This is a genomic window from Mesorhizobium sp. M4A.F.Ca.ET.090.04.2.1 (genome assembly GCF_003999085.1).
Taxonomy (GTDB): Bacteria; Pseudomonadota; Alphaproteobacteria; order Rhizobiales; family Rhizobiaceae; genus Mesorhizobium.
The window spans coordinates 1-21079 of the sequence record NZ_RZOT01000028.1; the positions used below are offsets into that span (position 1 = coordinate 1).

General features: G+C 63.8%; 24 protein-coding genes. 15 read left to right on the plus strand and 9 right to left on the minus strand.

Annotation, left to right across the window (positions count from 1 at the left end):
* Together EN781_RS03865 and EN781_RS03870 are read right to left on the minus strand one after the other, a co-directional pair.
* A partial coding sequence (locus EN781_RS03865; RefSeq protein ID WP_281034357.1) for a DNA gyrase modulator occupies positions 1 to 517 on the minus strand: 517 nt, incomplete at its 3' end.
* Between the two features lie 129 nt (positions 518 to 646).
* Positions 647 to 1195, minus strand: coding sequence for an invasion associated locus B family protein (locus tag EN781_RS03870; protein ID WP_126055924.1), 549 nt, complete (start codon positions 1193 to 1195; stop codon positions 647 to 649).
* Positions 1196 to 1573: 378 nt separating this feature from the next.
* On the opposite strand from EN781_RS03870, the gene coxB reads away from it, so the two are divergent.
* The 14 genes from coxB (at position 1574) to EN781_RS03940 (ending at position 12533) form a co-directional block, all read left to right on the plus strand.
* Entirely contained in the window at positions 1574 to 2440 is an 867-nt protein-coding gene (gene coxB, locus EN781_RS03875) for a cytochrome c oxidase subunit II (protein ID WP_245455551.1), read from the plus strand.
* Between the two features lie 37 nt (positions 2441 to 2477).
* Positions 2478 to 4130 carry a cytochrome c oxidase subunit I gene (gene ctaD / locus EN781_RS03880; protein ID WP_126055922.1) on the plus strand — a complete coding sequence of 551 codons (1653 nt, stop codon included), beginning with the start codon at positions 2478 to 2480 and terminating at the stop codon, positions 4128 to 4130.
* Between the two features lie 78 nt (positions 4131 to 4208).
* The gene (locus tag EN781_RS03885; RefSeq protein WP_126055921.1) at positions 4209 to 5153 is read left to right on the plus strand and encodes a heme o synthase; all 945 of its coding nucleotides are present in this window, start codon (positions 4209 to 4211) and stop codon (positions 5151 to 5153) included.
* A 2-nt stretch (positions 5154 to 5155) separates the two neighbouring features.
* Complete coding sequence (locus tag EN781_RS03890; protein ID WP_126055920.1) at positions 5156 to 5317, plus strand: hypothetical protein; 162 nt, start codon at positions 5156 to 5158, stop codon at positions 5315 to 5317.
* Between the two features lie 2 nt (positions 5318 to 5319).
* Positions 5320 to 5949 carry a cytochrome c oxidase assembly protein gene (locus EN781_RS03895; protein ID WP_126055919.1) on the plus strand — a complete coding sequence of 210 codons (630 nt, stop codon included), beginning with the start codon at positions 5320 to 5322 and terminating at the stop codon, positions 5947 to 5949.
* Position 5950: 1 nt separating this feature from the next.
* Entirely contained in the window at positions 5951 to 6832 is an 882-nt protein-coding gene (locus EN781_RS03900) for a cytochrome c oxidase subunit 3 (protein WP_126055918.1), read from the plus strand.
* A gap of 122 nt (positions 6833 to 6954) precedes the next feature.
* Positions 6955 to 7413, plus strand: a complete 459-nt coding sequence (locus tag EN781_RS03905; protein WP_348627258.1) for a L,D-transpeptidase family protein — start codon at positions 6955 to 6957, stop codon at positions 7411 to 7413.
* The gene (locus EN781_RS03910; protein WP_126055916.1) at positions 7410 to 7796 is read left to right on the plus strand and encodes a DUF983 domain-containing protein; all 387 of its coding nucleotides are present in this window, start codon (positions 7410 to 7412) and stop codon (positions 7794 to 7796) included. The genes EN781_RS03905 and EN781_RS03910 overlap by 4 nt, the downstream gene beginning before the upstream one ends.
* Entirely contained in the window at positions 7793 to 8548 is a 756-nt protein-coding gene (locus tag EN781_RS03915; protein ID WP_189347301.1) for an SURF1 family protein, read from the plus strand. The genes EN781_RS03910 and EN781_RS03915 overlap by 4 nt, the downstream gene beginning before the upstream one ends.
* Before the next feature lie 85 nt (positions 8549 to 8633).
* Positions 8634 to 9638, plus strand: a complete 1005-nt coding sequence (ispH, locus tag EN781_RS03920) for a 4-hydroxy-3-methylbut-2-enyl diphosphate reductase (protein ID WP_126055915.1) — start codon at positions 8634 to 8636, stop codon at positions 9636 to 9638.
* 7 nt (positions 9639 to 9645) lie between these two features.
* Positions 9646 to 10608 (plus strand): homoserine kinase, encoded by a 963-nt coding sequence (locus EN781_RS03925; RefSeq protein ID WP_126055914.1) that lies wholly within the window; start codon positions 9646 to 9648, stop codon positions 10606 to 10608.
* A complete protein-coding gene (gene rnhA, locus EN781_RS03930; protein ID WP_126055913.1) occupies positions 10605 to 11135 on the plus strand; it encodes a ribonuclease HI in 531 nt (176 codons plus the stop codon). Before EN781_RS03925 ends, rnhA begins: the two co-directional genes overlap by 4 nt.
* Before the next feature lie 42 nt (positions 11136 to 11177).
* A complete protein-coding gene (locus EN781_RS03935) occupies positions 11178 to 11771 on the plus strand; it encodes a histidine phosphatase family protein (RefSeq protein ID WP_126055912.1) in 594 nt (197 codons plus the stop codon).
* Positions 11772 to 11870: 99 nt separating this feature from the next.
* On the plus strand, positions 11871 to 12533 hold the full coding sequence (locus EN781_RS03940) for a hypothetical protein (protein WP_127399800.1): 663 nt from the start codon (positions 11871 to 11873) through the stop codon (positions 12531 to 12533).
* Between the two features lie 27 nt (positions 12534 to 12560).
* Here EN781_RS03940 and EN781_RS03945 read toward each other — a convergent pair whose 3' ends face one another.
* The 3 genes from EN781_RS03945 to EN781_RS03955 form a co-directional block, all read right to left on the minus strand.
* Positions 12561 to 13037, minus strand: a complete 477-nt coding sequence (locus tag EN781_RS03945; RefSeq protein WP_126055910.1) for a DUF2938 domain-containing protein — start codon at positions 13035 to 13037, stop codon at positions 12561 to 12563.
* Between the two features lie 87 nt (positions 13038 to 13124).
* Positions 13125 to 13604 (minus strand): peroxiredoxin, encoded by a 480-nt coding sequence (locus EN781_RS03950; protein WP_126055909.1) that lies wholly within the window; start codon positions 13602 to 13604, stop codon positions 13125 to 13127.
* 132 nt (positions 13605 to 13736) lie between these two features.
* Complete coding sequence (locus tag EN781_RS03955; RefSeq protein WP_126055908.1) at positions 13737 to 14543, minus strand: protein-disulfide reductase DsbD domain-containing protein; 807 nt, start codon at positions 14541 to 14543, stop codon at positions 13737 to 13739.
* A 182-nt stretch (positions 14544 to 14725) separates the two neighbouring features.
* Here EN781_RS03955 and EN781_RS03960 point away from each other — a divergent pair, with 182 nt between their 5' ends.
* Positions 14726 to 15334: a YqgE/AlgH family protein gene (locus EN781_RS03960; RefSeq protein WP_126055907.1), complete on the plus strand. Its 609-nt coding sequence runs from the start codon at positions 14726 to 14728 to the stop codon at positions 15332 to 15334.
* Here the strand turns inward: EN781_RS03960 and EN781_RS03965 are convergent, their stop codons facing one another.
* From EN781_RS03965 to thrC, 4 genes are all read right to left on the minus strand, one after another.
* Positions 15335 to 18175, minus strand: a complete 2841-nt coding sequence (locus tag EN781_RS03965; protein WP_127399802.1) for an EAL domain-containing protein — start codon at positions 18173 to 18175, stop codon at positions 15335 to 15337. It abuts the gene before it with no gap.
* Between the two features lie 51 nt (positions 18176 to 18226).
* The gene (locus EN781_RS03970) at positions 18227 to 18823 is read right to left on the minus strand and encodes a GNAT family protein (protein ID WP_126055906.1); all 597 of its coding nucleotides are present in this window, start codon (positions 18821 to 18823) and stop codon (positions 18227 to 18229) included.
* A gap of 15 nt (positions 18824 to 18838) precedes the next feature.
* On the minus strand, positions 18839 to 20131 hold the full coding sequence (locus EN781_RS03975) for a pitrilysin family protein (protein ID WP_126055905.1): 1293 nt from the start codon (positions 20129 to 20131) through the stop codon (positions 18839 to 18841).
* Positions 20132 to 20145: 14 nt separating this feature from the next.
* Positions 20146 to 21079: threonine synthase (thrC, locus tag EN781_RS03980; RefSeq protein WP_127399801.1), on the minus strand; the 934-nt coding region annotated here is incomplete at its 5' end.

Below are 21079 nucleotides of genomic sequence, written 5' to 3' on the forward strand. Positions count from 1 at the left end.
GGCGGATGTCGCGCACCATCTGGCCGTCGGCGCGCACGATCTCGACATGCTGCCAGGACGCCGCCAGCGAAGCCGTCACCTGTCGCACGCGCGGATCCTCGGCGCGCAGCCAGGCATCGATCTCCTGCAGAAGCTTCGCCTTGGCTTCGAAGGAAGGCGAGGGGATCGGGTTTTCCTCGCCATAGAGATGGCGGTTGGTGCGGGCGGGTGCCGCGGCGAGCGTCCCGGAATAGCCGCCCTTGACCGCCGAGACGGCGTCCGCGGCGCGCAGCAGCGAGGCTTCCGAAAGATCGCTCGAATGCGCATAGCCGCTGGCCTCGCCGGCGACAGCGCGCAATCCGAAACCCTGGTCGGTGTTGAAGTTCGCGGTCTTCAGCCGGCCATTGTCGAACATCAGCGCCTCGCTTTCGCTGTATTCGAGGAACAGTTCGCCATCGTCGGCGCCGTTGATGGTCTCGGCGACGATCTTCTTCAGGCGATCGCCGGAAATGTCGAATTGGCCGATCAGGCTGTTCATGGCAGGTCCGTCCGCGGGAGGATTGGTCGTTCCCCCATGTAGGGGCGAAGGCGCGCCGAGACAATCGGCAACAGCCCCGATCACACCGGTGTCAGGCCACCGCCGTCGTCGCAGCCTGCCCGGCTAGGATCAGGGGAGCGCGGCAAAACCGTCGGCGAAACCCTTGAGGTCGACAGGAATGCCGATGCCTTCTTCCGGCGTCTGGAAGACGATGAAGGTGGCCGAGGTGCCGGTCTTCAGCGTGTCGAGGAGCGGCTTTTCGAGGATCACCTCGGCATAGCAGCCGTCCTGGAAGCAGCGTACGAAATAGGCCCGCCCGATGTCCTTGCCATCGACATTGAGGCCAAGCCCGTTGGGCAGGAGAACGCCGAGCGGGGCCAGCACACGCAGGATCTCCGCCTTGTTGTCGGCGGTGCGCAAAACGACCACCGACAGCCCCATCTCCGGCCGGTCCTCGGCGACGACGTTCTGCATCATCACGCATTGCTCCGACGTCGCGCCGGCCGGCGTGTCGCAGATGATCGACCAAGCGCCATGCGTCGAGCGCACAGTGCCGCTCGGCTGCTGCGCGGCATTGGCTTGTGCGGCGTACGATGCGCCCGTGCCGGACAGGCAGGCGCCAAGCAAGGCGGCGAGAAAGATGACCTTCGCCAAGGTTCTCGAAAGCCAGAGTCTCATGACGGCTCCATTGCGAATCACGGCACTTTGAAGCCGAGCGACAGCCAAGTAAAGGACGAGACCGCCGCCAGCCCGCCCGGACATGGGCAATTCAGCGCTTTTCCAAGCCAAATTCGCCCGAATTGCGACCACGCGGCATGCGGGTCCGGAGCGTTCACTGCCGATCACGCGCCGGTGATCGGCAGAGGCCGCTTTGCCGTCCCGAAGGCGTGGTCGCACTTGCGCGCAAAAATGCCGCACGGTTTCCTCCGCTCCTTTCTTGCGGAGGCAATTAGAGTATGGTTTGAACCAGCCTTGGGACTGTCCGGGATTCCCGTCCCGGCGCTATTCGATATTCTTGCGCATACGGCCGCGAGAAAATGGGAGATGATGAGGGCGATGAGAAAATTCCTAGCAAGCGCCGCTGCCGCCGTCGCTGTCTTTGCCGGCGCATCCGCCCATGCGGCCCAGCCGCAGCCCTGGGAGATGACCTTCCAGCCCGCCGTCACAGACATCATGCGGCAGGTGACCTGGTTCGAGCACTACACGCTGTGGTTCATCGTGCCGATCACGCTGTTCGTGCTGTTCCTGCTCGCCTATTGCATCCTGAAGTTCCGCGCCAGCGTCAATCCGGTGCCGTCGCGCACCAGCCACAACACGCTGATCGAGGTGATCTGGACGGTCGGGCCGGTTGTCATCCTGCTCTGCCTGGCCATCCCCTCGTTCCAGCTGCTCACCGCGCAGTACACGCCGCCGGAGGAAGCCAAGCTGACGCTCAAGGCGACCGCCAACCAGTGGAACTGGGACTACGAATACCAGCTCGACAAGACGCTCTCCTTCAACTCCGCTATCCTCCAGGACGCCGACCGCGCCGCCGCCGGCAAGGAAGACCGCAAGCTCTATCCGCGCTTGCTCGCCGTCGATAACGAACTGGTCGTGCCGGTCAACACCATGACCCGCGTCCTGGTGACGGCGACCGACGTGATCCATGCCTTCGCCATGCCGTCCTTCGGCGTCAAGACCGACGCCGTGCCCGGCCGCATCAACGAGATCTGGTTCAAGGCCGAGAAGGAAGGCCTCTACTACGGCCAGTGCTCGGAGCTGTGCGGCAAGGACCACGCCTTCATGCCGATCGCCATCCGCGTCGTCTCCGACGCGCAGTACAACACCTGGCTGGCCGCAGCCAAGACCGACCTGCCCGGCGCCAACAAGGCGCTGATGGCCGAGGTTGATGCTCAAGACAAGGTAGCGGCTGCCGGCAACTGATGCCGCGGCCAGGAAAGATCAGGGAATGGAGCGGAACATGGCAGAGGCTGCAGCTCACGACGATCACGACCACAAGCCCTATCATGGCTGGGTCCGCTGGGTCTATTCGACCAATCACAAGGACATCGGCACGCTCTATCTGATCTTCGCGATCTGCGCCGGCATCATCGGCGGCGCGCTGTCGGTCGTCATGCGCATGGAGCTGCAGGAGCCGGGCATCCAGATCTTCACCGGTCTGGCGCAGATGGTCTACGGCATGAACGGCGACGCGGCGCTCGACGGCGGCAAGAGCATGTACAATGCCTTCACCACCGCACACGCGCTGATTATGATCTTCTTCATGGTCATGCCGGCGCTGATCGGCGGCTTCGCCAACTGGATGGTGCCGATCATGATCGGCGCGCCGGACATGGCCTTCCCGCGCATGAACAACATCTCCTTCTGGCTGCTGCCGCCGGCCCTGATCCTACTGCTCACCTCGATGTTCGTGCCGAGCGCGCCGGGCGCCTTTGGCGTCGGCGGCGGCTGGACGATCTATCCGCCGCTGTCGACATCCGGCCAGCCCGGGCCCGCCATGGATCTGGCGATCCTGTCGCTGCACATCGCCGGCGCCTCCTCGATCCTCGGCGCCATCAACTTCATCACCACCATCTTCAACATGCGCGCGCCGGGCATGACCCTGCACAAGATGCCGCTGTTTGCCTGGTCGGTGCTGATCACCGCCTTCCTGCTGCTTTTGTCGCTGCCGGTCCTGGCCGGCGGCATCACCATGCTGCTCACCGACCGCAATTTCGGCACCACCTTCTTCACGCCGGATGGCGGCGGTGACCCCATCCTGTTCCAGCACCTGTTCTGGTTCTTCGGTCACCCGGAAGTCTACATCCTGATCCTGCCGGGCTTCGGCATCGTCAGCCACATCGTCTCGACCTTCTCGAAGAAGCCGGTGTTCGGCTACCTCGGCATGGCCTATGCCATGGTCGCGATCGGCGCCGTCGGCTTCATCGTCTGGGCGCACCACATGTACACGACCGGCCTGTCGCTCGACACGCAGCGCTACTTCGTCTTCGCCACCATGGTCATCGCGGTGCCGACGGGCGTGAAGATCTTCTCCTGGGTCGCCACAATGTGGGGCGGGTCGATCTCGCTGAAGACCCCGATGCTGTGGGCGATCGGCTTCATCTTTCTGTTCACGCTGGGCGGCGTCACCGGCGTCCAGCTCGCCAATGCCGGTCTCGATCGCCCGCTGCACGACACCTACTATGTCGTCGCGCACTTCCACTACGTGCTGTCGCTCGGCGCCGTCTTCGCCATCTTCGCCGGCTGGTATTACTGGTTCCCGAAGATGACCGGCTACATGTACTCGCCCGTCATCGCCAACACCCACTTCTGGGTCACCTTCGTCGGCGTCAACCTGATCTTCTTCCCGCAGCATTTCCTCGGCCTGTCGGGCATGCCGCGCCGCTACATCGACTATCCGGATGCCTTCGCCGGCTGGAACATGGTGTCGTCCTACGGTTCCTACATTTCGGCCGTCGGCGTCGTGATCTTCCTTTATGGCGTGTTCGAGGCGTTCCAGAAGAAGCGGGTGGCCGGCGCCAATCCGTGGGGCGAGGGTGCGACCACGCTCGAATGGCAGCTGCCGTCGCCGCCGCCGTTCCACCAGTGGGAACAGTTGCCGAAGATCAAGTAGGCGGCGGTTCCGCGCGAATACGAGACCGCCGGCTCGTCCGGCGGTTTTGGCCAACGGAATGATGGACTTTAAGTACGCATGGCCCTTGTCGACGAGAGATTGATTGACGAAGCGGGCTTTCGCATGTCGGAAGCGACGGCGGGCGATTTCTTCGCTCTCCTGAAGCCGCGCGTCATGTCGTTGGTGGTGTTCACCGCCTTTGTCGGCCTGGTCGCGGCGCCCGTCACCATCAATCCGCTGCTGGCGGTGATCGCCATCCTGTCGATCGCTATCGGCGCTGGCGCTTCCGGCGCGCTCAACATGTGGTACGACGCCGACATCGATCGGGTGATGACCAGGACCAAAGACCGTCCGGTTCCGGCCGGCCGCGTCACGCCTGGCGAAGCGCTGAGTTTCGGCCTGGTGCTGTCGGTGCTGTCGGTGATGACGCTGGGCGTGCTGGTCAACTGGCTGTCGGCCGCGCTTCTGGCCTTCACGATTGTCTTCTACGCCGTCATCTACACCATGTGGCTGAAGCGCTGGACGCCTCAGAACATCGTCATCGGCGGCGCCGCCGGGGCCATCCCGCCCGTCATCGGCTGGGCGGCAGTGACCGGCAATATCAGCCTGGAAAGCCTGATCCTGTTCCTGATCATCTTCCTGTGGACACCGCCGCATTTCTGGGCGCTCGCGCTCTTCAAGTCCGAGGACTATCAGCGCGCCGGCATCCCGATGATGCCGAATGTCGCCGGACAGGCATCCACCAGGCGCCAGATCTTCGCCTATTCGCTCATCCTGGCGCCCGTCGGAGTGCTGCCCTGGGCGCTCGGTTTCACCACGGTCGCCTATGGGGCCGTCGCCGCCGTGCTTGGCGCCGGCTTCGTCTGGCATGCCTGGAAGGTGCTTGGCATGGCCGCCGACGATCGCGCCATGAAGCCGGCCAAGGCTTTGTTCGCCTATTCGTTGCTCTACCTCTTCGCCATCTTCGCCGCCTACCTCGCCGACTGCGTGGTCGGGCGCGCGCTCGCCATGGGGGGGATTTGATCGTGGCCGACAAGAACCTTGAGCTCGTCACGCTGACCGAACGCCAGCAGAAGGCACGGCGCAGCCGCTCGGTCGCCATCGGCGTTGCGCTGGCGGTGCTCGTCGTCATCTTCTATATCGCCACCATTGTGAAGTTCGGCCACAACCTCTCGGGGACGATGTGACGATGGCGCGCGAAACAATCACCGACCCCACCAAGAAGAACACCAACCGCGTCGTCGCCGGCGTCTGCATCGCCTTCTTTGCCGGCATGATCGGCATGGCCTATGCCGCAGTGCCGCTCTACACCATGTTCTGCCAGGCCACCGGCTATGGCGGCACTGTCAAGCGCGCCACTCAGCAATATGCCGACCGCGTGCTCGACCGCGACATCACCGTCCGCTTCGATGCCAACACCGCTGGCGTTCCGTGGGAGTTCCAGCCGGTCGCCCGCTCGGTCACCATCAAGATCGGCGAGACGGTGGAGGCACATTACAGCGCCACCAACAAGTTCGACCGTCCCTTTACCGGCCGCGCCACTTTCAACGTGCAGCCGGAACTGGCCGGTCCCTACTTCAACAAGGTGGAGTGCTTCTGCTTCACCGACACGACGCTGAAGCCCGGTGAATCGCTGGACATGCCGGTCGTGTTCTATGTAGATCCCGATATCGTCGACGTGCCGGAACTGAAGGACTTGAAGACCATCACCCTGTCCTACACCATGTTCCCGGTCGACAAGAACAAGCCCGTCGCATCGTCGGCGCCGGCCCAAAGCACCAACAAAGTTCCGAATACCGAAGCAAGCCTCGGGGGTTGATATGGCAGACGCACACGCAAAACCACAGCACGACTACCATCTCGTCGACCCCAGCCCGTGGCCGTTCCTTGGCTCCGTCGGCGCGCTGGTGACCGCCATCGGCGGCGTCTGCCTGATGCAGTACCTGAAGGCCGGCAGCTTCCCGATCTTCGGCCATAACATCGCCAATCCCTGGCTATTCTTCATCGGCCTCCTGATCGTGATCTACACCATGTTCGCCTGGTGGTCGGACACCATCAAGGAAGCGCATGAGGGCCATCACACCCGCGTCGTGTCGCTGCATCTGCGCTACGGCATGATCATGTTCATCGCCTCCGAGGTGATGTTCTTCGTCGCCTGGTTCTGGGCTTTCTTCGATGCCAGCCTGTTTCCGGGCGAGACGCAGCAATATGCCCGCACCGCCTTCACCGGCGGCGTCTGGCCGCCGAAGGGCATGGAGGTCCTCGACCCGTTCCACCTGCCGCTCTACAACACCATCATTCTGCTGCTGTCCGGCACAACGGTGACCTGGGCGCACCATTCGCTCATCCATGGCGACCGCAAGGGGCTGATCAACGGCCTGGTGCTGACCGTCGGGCTCGGCATGCTGTTCACCATGGTGCAGGCCTACGAGTACATGCACGCGCCGTTCGGCTTCAAGGATTCCATCTACGGCGCCACGTTCTTCATGGCCACCGGCTTCCATGGCTTCCATGTCATCATCGGCACCATCTTCCTGCTGGTCTGCCTGATACGCGCCATCAAGGGCGATTTCACCCCGAAACAACATTTCGGCTTCGAGGCGGCAGCTTGGTACTGGCACTTCGTCGACGTGGTCTGGCTGTTCCTGTTCAGCGCGGTCTATGTCTGGGCCTCGAACGGCGCGATGATCGAAGCCCACTGATTGCAGTCCGAGGAAATGTGACGAGGCGGCTGCGGCGACGTGGCCGCCTTCTTCTTTTCGGCGCAATGGCCGGCCATCGGTAGCCGATGTTGGCGAGAATTCCTTGTGCAGTCTGCGCATGCATGGTCTGGTCTTTCCCTGCGCTTGCAGGCCAGCAGGTCTATCTGGTCCGGGTTGAAAAGGCGGAGCGGCGACTTGAGCTGATCGGCGAAGGCGGCAAGATCCTTCGCAGTTTCAGCATCGCGCTAGGCAGTGAGCCGTTTGGCCACAAACACCAGGAGGGCGACGAGCGAACACCGGAGGGGCGCTACGTTCTCGACTGGCGTAACGCAAACAGCGCGGCCTACAAATCGATCCACATCTCGTATCCGAACGCCGACGATCTCGCGGCGGCACAGGCTCGCGGCGTGGACGCCGGCGGGATGATCATGATCCACGGCCAGCCAAATGGTTTTGGCTGGCTGGGGTGGCTGCTTCAATTGGTCGACTGGACCGATGGCTGCATTGCGGTTACGGACTCTGACATGGATGAAATCTGGACGATGGTGGCTGCTGGCACACCTATCGAGATCAAGCAATGAGTGACGACAAGGCGATCTGGCCACCCATCGAACCGATCTCGGCTGGCCTGCACGGCCGCTGCCCGCGCTGCGGCGAGGGCAAGCTGTTTTCCGGCTTCCTCAGCGTCGGCAAGCGCTGCGTCAATTGCGGCCTCGACTACTCCTTTGCCGATGCCGGCGACGGCCCCGCCGTGTTCGTCATCCTGATCATCGGCTTCATCATCGTTGGCCTGGCGTTGTGGATGGAGGTGACGCTCGGGCCGCCGCTCTGGGTCCACCTGCTGCTATGGATACCGCTGGCGCTGGTGCTGTGCTTGACGGCGCTCAGGCTGATCAAGGGCGTGCTCTTGACGCTGCAATACCGCAACAAGGCCGCCGAAGGCAGGCTGGACCACGGCGAATGAGCGAGGCATCCGCTCTGACGGCAGGCAGGTCCCGGCCCAGGCGGGCATTGCTGCTGATCCTTGCGCTGGCTCTGTTCGTCATCCTGGTCGGGCTCGGCACCTGGCAGGTCCAGCGCCTGCACTGGAAGGAGGGCCTGCTCCAGACCATCGACCAGCGCACGCATTCGGCGCCGCGCCCGCTGGCCGAGCTCGAAAAGCAGTTCGCCGCGACGGCTGACGTCGACTACACGCCCGTGACGGTGACCGGCACCTTCCTGCACCACGGCGAACGGCATTTCTTCGCCACCTGGGAGGGCGCTTCCGGCTTCGACGTCTTCACGCCGTTGCAGCTCGACGATGGTCGTTTCGTGCTCATCAACCGCGGCTTCGTTCCCTACGACCTGAAGGATGCGGCCAAGCGGCCGCAAGGCGAGGTCGCCGGCAAGGTGACTGTAACCGGGCTCGCCCGCAACCCGCTGGCGGCGAAGCCCTCGATGATGCTGCCCGACAATGATCTCGCCAAGAACATCTTCTACTGGAAGGACCGCGGCGCCATGGCGTCGAGCGCCGGCCTGCCCGCCGGCGCCGGCCTGGTGCCGTTCTTCATCGACGCCGACAAGACGCCGAACCCCGGCGGCCTGCCGGTCGGCGGCGTCACCGTTATCGATCTGCCGAACAGCCATCTGCAATATGCCGTCACCTGGTACGGCCTTGCCGCCGCCCTTGCCGGCGTCCTGCTTTTCAGGCTCCGCCGCCCGGCGAAAGCAGGGTGATTGCTGTCGTCGCCCTTGACAGGGCAGGGGCGCGCACCTCATTTCGCGCCTTAAGTTCCGAGCTCCGATCAACCGGTCCGCAATCATGCTTCAGACAAAGCCACCGCTGACGATCAGGCTCTGCCAGCCGCGCGGCTTCTGCGCCGGCGTCGACCGTGCCATCCAGATCGTCGTGCTGGCACTGAAAAAATACGGCGCGCCTGTCTACGTCCGCCACGAGATCGTGCACAACCGCTATGTCGTCGAGGGGCTGCAGAGCCTGGGCGCCGTGTTCATCGAGGAGTTGTCCGAGATCCCTCCCGAGCATCGGAAGTCGCCGGTCGTCTTTTCGGCGCATGGCGTGCCGAAATCGGTGCCGGCGGATGCCCAGGCGCGCAACCTGTTCTACCTCGATGCCACCTGTCCGCTGGTGTCCAAGGTGCATAAGCAGGCGATGCGCCACCAGCGCCTCGGCCGCCATGTGCTCCTGATTGGCCATGCCGGCCACCCCGAGGTGATCGGTACCATGGGCCAGCTGGCGGACGGCGCCGTCACTCTGATCGAGACCGAGGCCGACGCCGCCGTTTTCGAGCCCGCCGACCCGGCGGCACTCGGCTTCGTCACCCAGACCACGCTGTCGGTCGAGGACACCGCTGGCATCATCCGCGCGCTCACGGAGCGCTTTCCTGAGTTGCACGCGCCGGCCGCCGAATCGATCTGCTATGCCACTACCAACCGCCAGGAAGCGGTGAAGGAGACCGCCGCCGGCGCCGATCTCTATCTGATCGTCGGCGCCCCAAACTCCTCCAATTCGCGGCGTCTCGTCGAAGTCGCCGAACGCGCCGGCGCCACGATGTCGCTTCTCGTGCAGCGCGCCGCCGAGATTCCGTGGAACGACATCGCCAATATCTCGACGCTCGGCCTGTCGGCGGGCGCCTCGGCGCCGGAGATCATTGTCGATGAGATCATCGATGCCTTCCGGCAGCGCTTCGACGTGACGATCGAGCTGGCGGTGACGGCGACCGAAACGGAGGACTTTCCGGTGATGCGGGTTTTGCGCGATGTCGAACTGACGGCGGCCGACATGGCCTTCGTCAACGGAGCCGCGTGAAGCGCCCATGGCCGTCTATACCGATGTCAGCGAGGGCGAGCTTGGCGCGTTCCTGAAGGCCTATCCGGTCGGCGAACTCTTGTCCTACAAGGGCATCGCCGAAGGTACCGAGAATTCCAACTTCCTGCTGCACGCCACCAGCGGCTCCTACATCCTGACGCTCTATGAGAAGCGCGTTGACAAGGCTGACCTGCCGTTCTTCCTCGGCCTGATGGGTCATCTGGCGCGAAAGGGCATTTCCTGCCCGCTGCCGGTCACCGCGCACGACGGCACCGTCATCGGCCAGCTCTCCGGCCGGCCCGCCGTCATCATCACCTTCCTCGAAGGCCTGTCGCTGCGGCGGCCGACGGCGGCGCATTGCGGCGAAGTCGGCAAGGCGCTGGCCGAACTTCATCTCGCCGGCCGGGATTTTGCCTTGCGGCGGCCGAATGCCCTCGCCATCGACGGCTGGCGCAAATTGTGGGACGCCTCGCGCGACCGGGCCGACGAGGTCGAGCCCGGCTTGGCAGCCGAGGTCGATGCCGATTTCGCCGATTTCGAGCGCAACTGGCCGAAGGACCTGCCGGAAGGCATCATCCATGCCGACCTTTTCCCCGACAATGTCTTCTTCCTCGGCGAGAAACTGTCCGGCCTGATCGATTTCTATTTCGCCTGCGACGATCTCTACGCCTATGACGTCGCCACCTGCCTCAACGCCTGGTGCTTCGAGAAGGACTTTTCCTTCAACCTGACCAAGGGTACGGCGCTGCTCGCCGGCTACCAGAGTGTGCGGCCTTTGAGCGGCGACGAGAAGGCGGCGCTGCCGATGCTGGCGCGCGGCTCGGCGTTGCGCTTCATGCTGACCCGGCTTTATGACTGGCTGACCATTCCCAACGGCGGATTGGTCATGAAGCGCGACCCGACCGAATATATCCGCCGGATGCGGTTCCATCGGGCGATCAAATCTCCCTCCGAATACGGATTGCTATGACCAAGCATGTTGAAATCTTCACGGATGGCGCCTGCTCGGGCAATCCGGGCCCCGGCGGCTGGGGCGCCATCCTGCGATTCAATGGCAAGACCAAGGAACTGTCGGGCGGCGAGGCCGAGACCACCAACAACCGTATGGAATTGCTCGCTGCCATCTCGGCGCTGAACGCGCTGAAGGAGCCTTGCGCGGTCGAGCTTCACACCGACAGCAAATACGTCATGGACGGCATTTCCAAGTGGATCCATGGCTGGAAGAAGAACGGCTGGAGGACCGCCGACAAGAAGCCGGTCAAAAACGGCGAGCTCTGGCAGGCGCTGGACGAAGCCAACCGGCGTCACCAGGTCACCTGGAACTGGGTCAGGGGCCATGCCGGCCATGCCGAGAACGAGCGCGCCGACGAGCTCGCTCGCGAAGGCATGGCGCCGTTCAAGAAAGGCCCCGTCAGGCCTGCCGTGGCACCGCAGCCGGCGGCACAAGCTACGCAGCCGACAGCGGCAAAGCCGCGGCGCTCGACGCAGAGCTATTGATTCCGCAAGCGGCTCCGCTCCCCGGCAGGAAGACCCTCTATCGTGGCGACCGCATACTACATCACGCATCCCCAGGTTCAGGTCGATGCCAACGTTCCGGTGCCGGAGTGGGGGCTATCCGACATCGGGCGAGCCAGAGCGTCCACAATGCTCGACCAGCCCTGGATCGGGTCGATCCGGCGTGTCGTGTCGTCGGCTGAACGCAAGGCGATCGAAACCGCCGAGATCCTCGCAAGGCATCTGAACCTCGCGGTCGAGGTGAGGGAACGGATGCACGAGAACGATCGGTCGGCAACGGGTTTCCTGCCGCCGCCGGAATTCGAGGCGGTCGCCGACCAATTCTTCGCCAATCCACACAGCAGCATTCGCGGATGGGAAAGGGCCATCGATGCCCAGCGCCGTATCGTGAGCGAAGTCGACGCGGTGCTCGGCGTCGACGGCCCCGGCGATATTGCTTTCGTGGGCCACGGGGGCGTGGGAACGCTCCTGCTGCTTTCCCTGACCGGGCGGGAAATCAGCCGCGAGGCGGACCAGCCAGCGGGTGGTGGCAACTATTTCGCCTACGAAATCAGCATGCGACGCGTCGTCCACGCATGGCGGCCGATCGACAGGCCGGCACCGCGACTGGATGGTTGATTTGGCTGGAAGCGAGCAAGTCTAGGCTTCTGGTTAAAATCACTTTTACGCCCGGCGCCATATGCTGCCGCGATCGACCTGGCACAAGGCATGGTGGCGATGTTCGGGCGCAGGATTTTCGGCAAGCAGCAGCACAGCTTTGCCGAGCTCAAGAAAAGGATGCGTCCGACGCCCGATGCCGACGGCGTGACGCGCGTATTCTCCAAGGAACTCTGGGACGATCCGAAAATCGGCTCCATGCTGCGCGAGCTCGGCTTCGCGCCGGACGATCAGCGCAACATAATGCGCACGGCCGACGACTACATCGCCCTCTTCGCCACGGCCAAATACCGGCTTCAGAAGCGCTCCGAGACCTTCAACCGCGATATGGCGGCACGCCATGGCTATTGCCGTGCCGCCCCCTTCCTGGTCATCGATCAATCGATCTGGGACGGCGAGCATGGCGCGTTCCTCTATGCCCAGATGGATCTCATCGGTTTCGACGACTGGAATGTCATCATGCTGGCGGTGGATGCGCGGACCACGCAATTGTGCGGCCTGCCGGCGCATCCGGGCGCGGTGCCGGCGCTCACCCAGGTGATGACCGAGCATGTGATCAGATGGAAAACGCGTTACGAATTCGCGCTGGAGGAATTCGGTGTCACCGCCACCGGCGGTCAAGGCATCACGCGGGAGCAATTCGAGGCGCAGAAGGAAGCGCTGCGCCAGGAAATCATCGACACCGTTGCCTCGATGAAGCGGCGCACCGTCGGTGAATTGTAATCAGTCGGGGGATAAGAGCTGTGCTCCTCAACGGATCATGAGGGCGGTGCCGTAGAGCCCCAGCGCGAACATCGTGTGAGAGACGAGGTTGAGGGCGCGGATCTGCATCGGATTTGGCCGCTTCGAGGCGGCCCAGCCGGCGCCCATACCGGGCGCCAGCAGGAACCAGCCGGCGCCGACAGTGACGATGCCGAGGATGAAGGCCGGCAGGAAGGTCGGCTGGGCGAGCCACGCCGTTCCCGCGAGCACGACCAGGATGATGCCGTAGACGATGCCGACAAAATAGTGGAAGGCCCAGCCCAGCGCCACTTCATGCGCGTAAGGCGCGGCTTCGCCGATATCGTCGTGGAAGACCTTGCTCCTGAGGTGCCAGACCCATCGGCCGACCGGCCCCCAGTTCGGCCGCGGCTGGGCAAAGGCCTTGTTGAGGAAAACAGCCCAGATATCCATCAGCAACGTCGCGCCGATGCCGATCGCCACACTGCGCCAGATTACATCGAACATCGGTCAGGTCCCCCGAAGGCAAGAAACATCAAGCGCGGCCGGGCGCGATCCTTGGCAATGTCTGGTCCGGGTCGGCCCGGTCCAGTGCTAGAGCTGTTCCAAGATGTGCGCGGCACCCGACGTGTCGACGCCGGGCTTGGTCTCGACGTTGAGAGCGGTGACCTTGCCGTCCTCGACGATCATCGAAAAACGCTTCGAGCGCAGCCCCATGCCGTTTGCGGAAAGGTCATTGTCGAGACCGACCGACTTGGCGAAATCGCCGCTGCCGTCGGCCAGATAGAGGATCTTGTCCTCACCGCCGCTGAAGCGCGCCCAGGCACCCATGACATGCACGTCGTTGACGGAGACCACGGCGATCGTGTCGACGCCGCGCGCCAGGATGGCGTCATGGTTTTCCAGATAGCCGGGCAGGTGGTTGTTGCTGCAGGTCGGCGTGAAGGCGCCGGGAACGCCGAACAGCACGACCTTCTTGCCCGCGAAGAGGTCAGCTGTCGTGATCGGCTTGGCACCGTCGGCGGTCATCGTCTTGAAGGTCGCATCGGGCAGTCTGTCGCCAACGGAGATCATTGAATACCTCGTTCGATATGGGGTGGGAAGTGTGGCAGGATGTTTCCCTTGCGATAGCGAACTCGGATGCCGTCCGCAACCGCTGGCGCGCCTGGAGCAAAGGATCTCTCCAACTGCGCACCAATTGGAGTGTCACGGAAACGGCAGCAGACCCTCGACAGCGCCCTCGGCGCTGGTCAGCGTGTAATGGAGCCCGCCGTCGGTCGGCGTGGTCGATGGCCGGTCGAGGATCGGCACCGTGAACACCAGTTTGCCGTCCTTTTCGCTGCGCATCGGGGCGCCGAACATATAGTCCCGCTCGCCGGCGACGAAGAAGTCGGCCGCTTGCGGGTCGCCGGGGAAGCTCGCCTCGACGACCAGCGTCTCGTGGTCGCCGGGCAGCACGTTGACGCCAAAATCGGGCCTTGATGGCGCCGGCAGCGCCGCGAATGCCCCTTGCACCTGCGCAGTGTCCTTCACATTGTCCGCATCGGAAGCCGGGTCGAGGCTCAGCCGCGTCTGCACGGGAATGCAGATCGTCTCGCAGATGCCGAGGAAGACATCGGCCACAATGACGGCCGGCTGGTCGGCGGCCGACAGCATGAAGGTCACCGGCAGTGAAACCGGATGATCGTAGCCAGCCCATTTGCCGTAGCCGTCGTCGTGGCGTTGCGGCGGCGGAAACGAGATTGCGGCGCTCGTAATGTTGGTGCTGGGCGAAATGTCGATCTGCGGCGGCACGCCGGCGTCGCCTGGATCGCGCCAATAGGTCTTCCAGCCAGGCTTCAGTGCGATTTCGAGCACGCCCTGGACACGCCCGGCCTCGTCGGGCTTGCCGCTGGTCACAAGCCGCACCTTGCCGCCTTCGCTGTTGTACCAGATCGACGAGGAGGCCGATGCGGGAACGCTCATTCCCAGTCCAACGGCGGAGCAGAGCAGCAGGATCTTCAGGCTTCGCATGGCAGTGATTTGATCGTCAGTTCGTGGCTGCGCAATGATGTCATGAGCCTTTCGGTATCATATTTGCGTGAGATCGTGCACGCCGCCCGCAAGTGAGCGGCGAATTCTACGGCGGCAGCCAACCCTCAAATCGCGCGTCGCGCATCTTTTCGGCGCCCCGGAAACGGGTTACCCTCCCTTCCATGGACTTGTTGCGCCACAAGAAGACGACCGCCGGACGCGGTTTTCTCGACGATCAGTTCCTGATTGCCATGCCCGGCATGAAGGACGACCGCTTCACGCGCTCAGTCATCTACATCTGCGCCCACAGCGACGAGGGCGCGATGGGCCTGATCATCAACCAGACGCAGCAGATGCTGTTTCCGGACCTTCTGGTGCAGCTCGGCATCATGAACGAGCAGGAGGCGATCCGCTTGCCGGCGCATGCGCGCGACTTCGTCGTGCGCAACGGCGGGCCGGTGGACCGCAGCCGCGGCTTCGTCCTGCACTCCGGCGATTACCGGGTGGAATCCTCGCTCAGCGTCTCCGACGACATCTGCCTGACCGCCACCGTCGACATCTTGCGCGCCATCTCGTCCGGCAGAGGGCCCCGGCATGCGCTGATGGCGCTCGGCTATTCCGGCTGGGGCGCCGGGCAGCTGGAAAGCGAGATCGCCGAGAATGGCTGGCTGACCTGTCCGGCGACGCCGGAGCTCTTGTTCGACACCGATATCGAGCGCAAATACGACCGCATCCTCGCTTCGATCGGCATCGATCTCGCGCATCTCAGCCTGGCGGCCGGCCACGCGTGATCACGCCTGCGTAAGCGGGTACTGTTCCTTCAGCGTCTTCAGCACCTGGTCGCCGGGCATCGGCGCGCCGAACATGAAACTCTGCACATATTCGCAGCCCATCTGGCGCAGCTCCAGCGCATCGCTCTCGTCCGAGATGCCTTCCGCCACGACCGACAGGCCAAGCTCATGCGCCATGTTGACCATGGATTTGAGCAGCACCGCGCGCTTCGGCGTCGCGTCGTCGACGAAGCTCTTGTCTATCTTGATCGTGTCGAAAGGGAAACGCGTCAGATAGGACAGCGACGAATAGCCGGTGCCGAAATCGTCGAGCGACAGCCCGATCCCGAGCTGCTTCAGCTTTGTCAGCACATGCGCGGTCTGCTCCGGATTGTCCATCACAAGCGACTCGGTGAGTTCGAGGCGGAAGCAGCGCGGCTTCAGATTGGCGCGCGCGATGACCGAGCGCACGTCGCTGACCAGGTCGCGGCGGATCAACTGGCGGCTGGAGAGGTTGACCGAAACCGACAGCGGCGCGTCGCCGATCTGCTTCTGCCAGGTCGCCAGGTCCTCTGCCGCCTGCTGCATGGCGAACAGGCCGAGCTGCACGATCAGCCCGCAGCTTTCGGCCACCGGAATGAAATCGCCCGGCGGGATCATGCCGCGACGCGGATGGTCCCACCTGAGCAGCGCCTCGAAGCCGGCGACGCTGCCATCCTCCAGCCGCACGATCGGCTGGTAGGCAAGGGTGAATTCACGGCGCTCGATGGCGCGGCGCAGGTCGGATTCGAACTGCAGCCGGTCGGTGCCGACGGTGCGGAAGGCCGGCCGGAACGGCTCGATCCTGTCGCTGCCAAAGCGCTTGGCCTGGTGCATGGCAAGCTCGGCGTCCTTGACCATGTCCTCGGACGAGGTCTGCGCCGTCGTCCAGGTGATCAGCCCGATCGAGGCGGTAAGCACGATCTCGCGCTTGGCGAATGTGATCGGGTTGTTGATGGCGTGCTTGATGGCGTCCGCCACAGCGGCGATACGGGCCGGATCCTGTTCCGACAGGAGCATCAGCGCGAACTGGTCGCCGGCAAAGCGCGACAGCGAATCCTTGGGCTTCAAGAGCCGATGCAGGCGGCGTGCGATGGTGAGCAGGATGGTGTCCCCGGCGGAGATGCCGAGGCCGTCATTGACCTGTTTGAAGCGGTCGATGTCGATGACGAAGACGGTCGGGCGCACCTTGTCCTCGGTGCGGGCGATCGAGATGATCGCCTCCAGCCGGTTCATGAACAATTCGCGGTTGGGCAGGCCGGTCAAATTGTCGTGCACGGCGTCGTGCAGCAGCCTTTCCTCGGATTTCTTTTGCTCAGTGACGTCGACCATGGTGCCGACGCAGCGGATCACCTCGCCGTCCGAGCCAATCACCGGGCGGGCGCGCAGCGAGAACCAGTGATAGTGCCCGTCGGCGCCGCGCAGGCGGAAATTCTGTGCCACGCGGCCGCGACGGTGCTCCAGCACCACGTCGAGCGTGGTGCGGAAGGTGTCGCGGTCGTCGGCATGCAGCACCGGCAGCCAGTTGCGGGCCGCGCCGCCAAGACTGTTGGGGGCAAGGCCAAGCTGTAGGCTGACATCCGGCTTGGTGACGACCCGGTCGCGCAGCACGTCCCAGTCCCACACGATGTCGCCCGATCCGGCGACGGCGAGCGCCTGCCGTTCGAGATCGGAGAACAGGCCCTGATGGGCGCCACCGCCGGCAAAGGCGTGCTGCATGACGGTGAAGCCGATCAGAAGGATGATCAGGATCAGGCCGCCGCCCAGCGCCGGCTGGGCGATATCGTTGTCGAGCATTCCGGTGATCGCCATCCACGACCCGCATAGCCACAGCAAGACCATGACCCAACTCGGCACCAGCATGATCGCGCGATCGTAACCACGAATGCCAAGGAAGATGATCAGTCCGAGGCCGGTCAGCGCCGTGGCTGCAAACGAGATGCGGGCAATGCCGGCCGCCACCGCAGGATCGATGATGGCGACGCCGGCGATCAAGAGCAGACCGAGGATCCAGACCAGCGCGCCGTAGCTGAAATGGCCATGCCAGCGGTTGAGGTTGAGATAGGCGAACAGGAACACAACGAAGGTCGCCGCCAGCGCCACCTCGGTTCCGGCGCGCCACATCTGTTCATTGCCGGGCGATATCTCGATGATCTTGTTGAGGAAGCCGAAATCGACGCAGATATAGGCAAGCACCGCCCAGGCAAGCGCTGCCGTGGCCGGGAACATCGAGGTCCCCTTGACGACGAACAGGATGGTCAGGAACAACGCCAAAAGGCCGGCAATGCCGATGACGATGCCGCGGAACAGCGTATAGGAATTGACCGAGTCCTTGTAGGATTCCGGATCCCACAGATAGACCTGCGGCAGTTTCGGAGAGGCAAGCTCGGCGACAAAGGTGACCACAGTGCCGGGGTTCAGCGTCACCCGGAACACGTCGGCATCGGGGCTGGTCTGGCGGTCGAGCGCGAAGCCTTCGCTGGGCGTGATCGCGGCGATACGTGTCGCGCCGAGATCGGGCCAGAAGATGCCGGAATTCACCAGGCGGAAATGCGGCGCCACGATCAGCCGGTCGAGCTGTTGGTCGGTGGTGTTGGCGAGCGCGAACACGGCCCAGTCGCCACTCGAGCGCGAATCCTTCGCTTCCACCTCGATGCGCCTTACGATACCGTCGGGGCCGGGGGCTGTCGAGACCTGGAAATTCTCGCCTTGATTCGGGTACAGATCGAAGGCACGCGAGAGGTCGAGCGCCACGTCGTCGCGGGCGATCTTGATCGGTTCAACGGCGAACGCCGGCGAGGCTGCGCAGAGCGCAACGACCATCGCCAGGACAAGGGCGAGCAGCGACGCGAATCGCGAAAAAATCGTCAACAATCAGCCCTTCGTTCCAGCGCCCGGCGGATCGTCCGCGATCCGGGCGTAGAGGTAATGATCCTGCCAGATACCGTTGATCCTGAGGTAGGATCGCAGAAGTCCTTCGCGCCGGAATCCGGCTTTTTCAAGCACGCGGATCGAACGGGCATTATCGGGAATACAGGCCGCTTCGATCCGGTGCAACCTCAAGGTATCGAAGGCGAAGCGCGACACCAGCTTGACCGCTTCGGTCATCAGGCCGCGGCCGCCATAGCGCTCGCCGATCCAGTAGCCGATATGGCCGCTCTGCGCGACGCCGTGGCGGATGTTGCCGAGCGTGATGCCGCCGGCGAGCTTGCCGCTCGACTTCTCGAAGATGAAGAAGGCGATCGCCGTGCCTTGTGCGTAGTCCTCGCGGTAGCGGCTTATGCGCAGCCGCCATGCTGTGCGGTCCAGCTCGTCCGGCGTCCAGCGCGGTTCCCAAGGCTCCAGGAAGGCGCGGCTTTCACCGCGCAGCGCCGACCATTCGCGGTAGTCATTGGTCAGCGGCACGCGCAGCGTGACCTTGTCACCCTTCAGTGCCGGCAGGTCGCGGCGAAAGAAAGGGAGCGCGAACATGGCGCTTGAGCAGGTCTAGACGGCGAGCTTGCGGGCCGTCGTCTGCGGACCCGCAAGCGAATCGAGGATCGCCTCATAGGGCGCCAGCGTCCCCACGGGTCCGACGGCAGTGAGCGTCGGCTTGGTCGAAAACAGCCGCGACGAGAGATCGGTCAGACGCTCGACGGTGAGCGCCGCCAGCCGTTCCATCAGCTCTTCCTTGGCGATCGGCCGGCCGAACAGCAGCAGCTGCCTGGCGATCTGCGAGGCGCGGCTGGCCGGGCTTTCGGCCGACATGATCAAGCCGGCGCGGTATTGCGCACGGGCGCGGTCGAGCTCTTCCTGCATGATGTTCTCGCCGGCCTTCTGCAATTCGTCGATGATGACCGGCACCAGCTTGGCGATGTCGCTCTGCCCGGTCGCGGCATGGACGCCGAATATGCCGGTATCCGAAAAGCCCCAGTGGAACGCGTAGACCGAATAGCACAGGCCGCGTTTTTCGCGAACCTCCTGGAACAACCTGGACGACATGCCGCCGCCGAGGATCATCGACAGCACCTGCGAGGCGTAGAAGTCACGCACATGATAGGCGCGGCCCTCGAAGCCGAGCACGATCTGCGCGTCCATCAGGTCGCGGTCCTCGCGGAAGTCGCCGCCGACATATTGCGCATATTGCGGAATGTTGCTTTCCGCCTTGGCGCGGAAGCCGCCCAGCTGCCTTTCCACCTCGCGCACGAAATTGTCGTGCTTGATGTCGCCCGCCGCCACAATCACCATTCGCTCGGCGGCGTATTGGCGTTGGATGAAATTGTGCAACTGCTTGGAGGTGAAGGATTTGACGGTCTCCGGCGTGCCGAGGATGGAGCGGCCGATCGTCTGGTGGCGGAAGGCGGTCTCGGTGAAGCGGTCGAAGACGATATCGTCGGGCGTGTCGTGCGCGGCGCCGATCTCTTGCAGGATCACATGCTGCTCGCGCTCGAGCTCTTCAGGGTCGAATTCGGACTCCTGCAGGATGTCCGCCAGGATATCGACCGCCAGCGGCACGTCGTCGGAGAGCACCCTGGCGTAATAGGATGTGGTCTCGACGCTGGTGGCGGCGTTGATCTCGCCGCCGACATTCTCGATTTCCGAGGCGATCTCGAAGGCGGTGCGCCGTTTCGTGCCCTTGAAGGCCATATGCTCAAGCAGATGGGCCATTCCGTGCTCTTCGTCACGCTCATTGCGGGCGCCTGACTTGACCCAGGCACCAAGGGCAACGGATTCGAGGCTTGGAAGGGTTTCGGTTGCGACTGTCAGGCCGTTCGACAGACGGCTTACCTCAACACCCATATGGCTAGTACTCCTTAACGCGCCGCCCGCGTGTGGCGTCCGACGTAATCTTCCACCATTTTCAGGTCGGATGGAAGTACCGTGTATTTTTCGTCGGCTGTCATCAAGCCGCCCAGCCATGCGGGCAGGGCAGGCGTGATGCCGCTGGCAGCCTCGACGGCGGCCGGGAACTTGGCCGGATGCGCGGTGCCCAGCACCACCATGGGCACATCGCTCTCGACCTTGCCTGAGGCAACATGGAAGGCCGCCGCCGTGTGCGGATCGAGCAGATAGTTGCTTGCCGCGAGCGTCGAGCGGATGGTGGCGGCGACCTCGTCGACGCCGGCGCGGCCGGCATCGAATTCGGAACGTATCTTCGCGATTTCGCCCGCCTCGATCGTGAAGGCGCCTGACTGCTTCAGCCCGTTCATGTAGCGCCGCACCGTCTCCGCATTGCGGGCGGCCGCCTCGAACAGCAGGCGCTCGAAATTCGACGACACCTGGATGTCCATTGACGGCGAAGTCGTGGCGAACACGCCCTTGGTGCGGTATTCGCCGCTCGCCAGCGTGCGCGCCAATATGTCGTTGTCATTGGTGGCGATGACCAGCCGCTCGATCGGCAGCCCCATGCGCTTGGCGGCATAGCCGGCGAAGATGTCGCCGAAATTGCCGGTCGGCACGGTGAAGGAGACCGGACGGTCCGGCGCGCCGAGCGACAGCGCGGAGGAGAAATAATAGACGATCTGGGCCATTATGCGGGCCCAGTTGATCGAATTGACGCCCGACAGCGAGACCCGGTCGCGAAAACCGTGGTCGTTGAACATGTCCTTCACCAGGCCCTGGCAATCGTCGAAATTGCCTTCGATCGACAGTGCATGGACATTGGCCGCGCTCGAGGTCGTCATCTGCCGCTGCTGCACCGGCGAGACCTTGCCGTGCGGGAACAGGATGAAGATGTCGGTGCGGTCG

Excerpts from the sequence above, each read along its gene's own strand:
- EN781_RS03900 (WP_126055918.1), top strand. The coding sequence starts at position 5,951 with ATGGCAGACGCACACGCAAAACCACAGCACGACTACCATCTCGTCGAC.
- EN781_RS03940 (WP_127399800.1), top strand. The coding sequence starts at position 11,871 with ATGTTCGGGCGCAGGATTTTCGGCAAGCAGCAGCACAGCTTTGCCGAG.
- rnhA (WP_126055913.1), top strand. The coding sequence starts at position 10,605 with ATGACCAAGCATGTTGAAATCTTCACGGATGGCGCCTGCTCGGGCAAT.
- EN781_RS03870 (WP_126055924.1), bottom strand. The coding sequence starts at position 1,195 with ATGAGACTCTGGCTTTCGAGAACCTTGGCGAAGGTCATCTTTCTCGCC.
- ctaD (WP_126055922.1), top strand. The coding sequence starts at position 2,478 with ATGGCAGAGGCTGCAGCTCACGACGATCACGACCACAAGCCCTATCAT.
- EN781_RS03915 (WP_189347301.1), top strand. The coding sequence starts at position 7,793 with ATGAGCGAGGCATCCGCTCTGACGGCAGGCAGGTCCCGGCCCAGGCGG.
- EN781_RS03950 (WP_126055909.1), bottom strand. The coding sequence starts at position 13,604 with ATGATCTCCGTTGGCGACAGACTGCCCGATGCGACCTTCAAGACGATG.
- EN781_RS03970 (WP_126055906.1), bottom strand. The coding sequence starts at position 18,823 with ATGTTCGCGCTCCCTTTCTTTCGCCGCGACCTGCCGGCACTGAAGGGT.
- EN781_RS03905 (WP_348627258.1), top strand. The coding sequence starts at position 6,955 with ATGGTCTGGTCTTTCCCTGCGCTTGCAGGCCAGCAGGTCTATCTGGTC.
- EN781_RS03925 (WP_126055914.1), top strand. The coding sequence starts at position 9,646 with ATGGCCGTCTATACCGATGTCAGCGAGGGCGAGCTTGGCGCGTTCCTG.
- EN781_RS03895 (WP_126055919.1), top strand. The coding sequence starts at position 5,320 with ATGGCGCGCGAAACAATCACCGACCCCACCAAGAAGAACACCAACCGC.
- EN781_RS03910 (WP_126055916.1), top strand. The coding sequence starts at position 7,410 with ATGAGTGACGACAAGGCGATCTGGCCACCCATCGAACCGATCTCGGCT.
- EN781_RS03945 (WP_126055910.1), bottom strand. The coding sequence starts at position 13,037 with ATGTTCGATGTAATCTGGCGCAGTGTGGCGATCGGCATCGGCGCGACG.
- EN781_RS03975 (WP_126055905.1), bottom strand. The coding sequence starts at position 20,131 with ATGGGTGTTGAGGTAAGCCGTCTGTCGAACGGCCTGACAGTCGCAACC.
- EN781_RS03965 (WP_127399802.1), bottom strand. The coding sequence starts at position 18,175 with ATGGTCGTTGCGCTCTGCGCAGCCTCGCCGGCGTTCGCCGTTGAACCG.
- ispH (WP_126055915.1), top strand. The coding sequence starts at position 8,634 with ATGCTTCAGACAAAGCCACCGCTGACGATCAGGCTCTGCCAGCCGCGC.
- EN781_RS03960 (WP_126055907.1), top strand. The coding sequence starts at position 14,726 with ATGGACTTGTTGCGCCACAAGAAGACGACCGCCGGACGCGGTTTTCTC.
- coxB (WP_245455551.1), top strand. The coding sequence starts at position 1,574 with ATGAGAAAATTCCTAGCAAGCGCCGCTGCCGCCGTCGCTGTCTTTGCC.
- EN781_RS03885 (WP_126055921.1), top strand. The coding sequence starts at position 4,209 with ATGGCCCTTGTCGACGAGAGATTGATTGACGAAGCGGGCTTTCGCATG.
- EN781_RS03955 (WP_126055908.1), bottom strand. The coding sequence starts at position 14,543 with ATGCGAAGCCTGAAGATCCTGCTGCTCTGCTCCGCCGTTGGACTGGGA.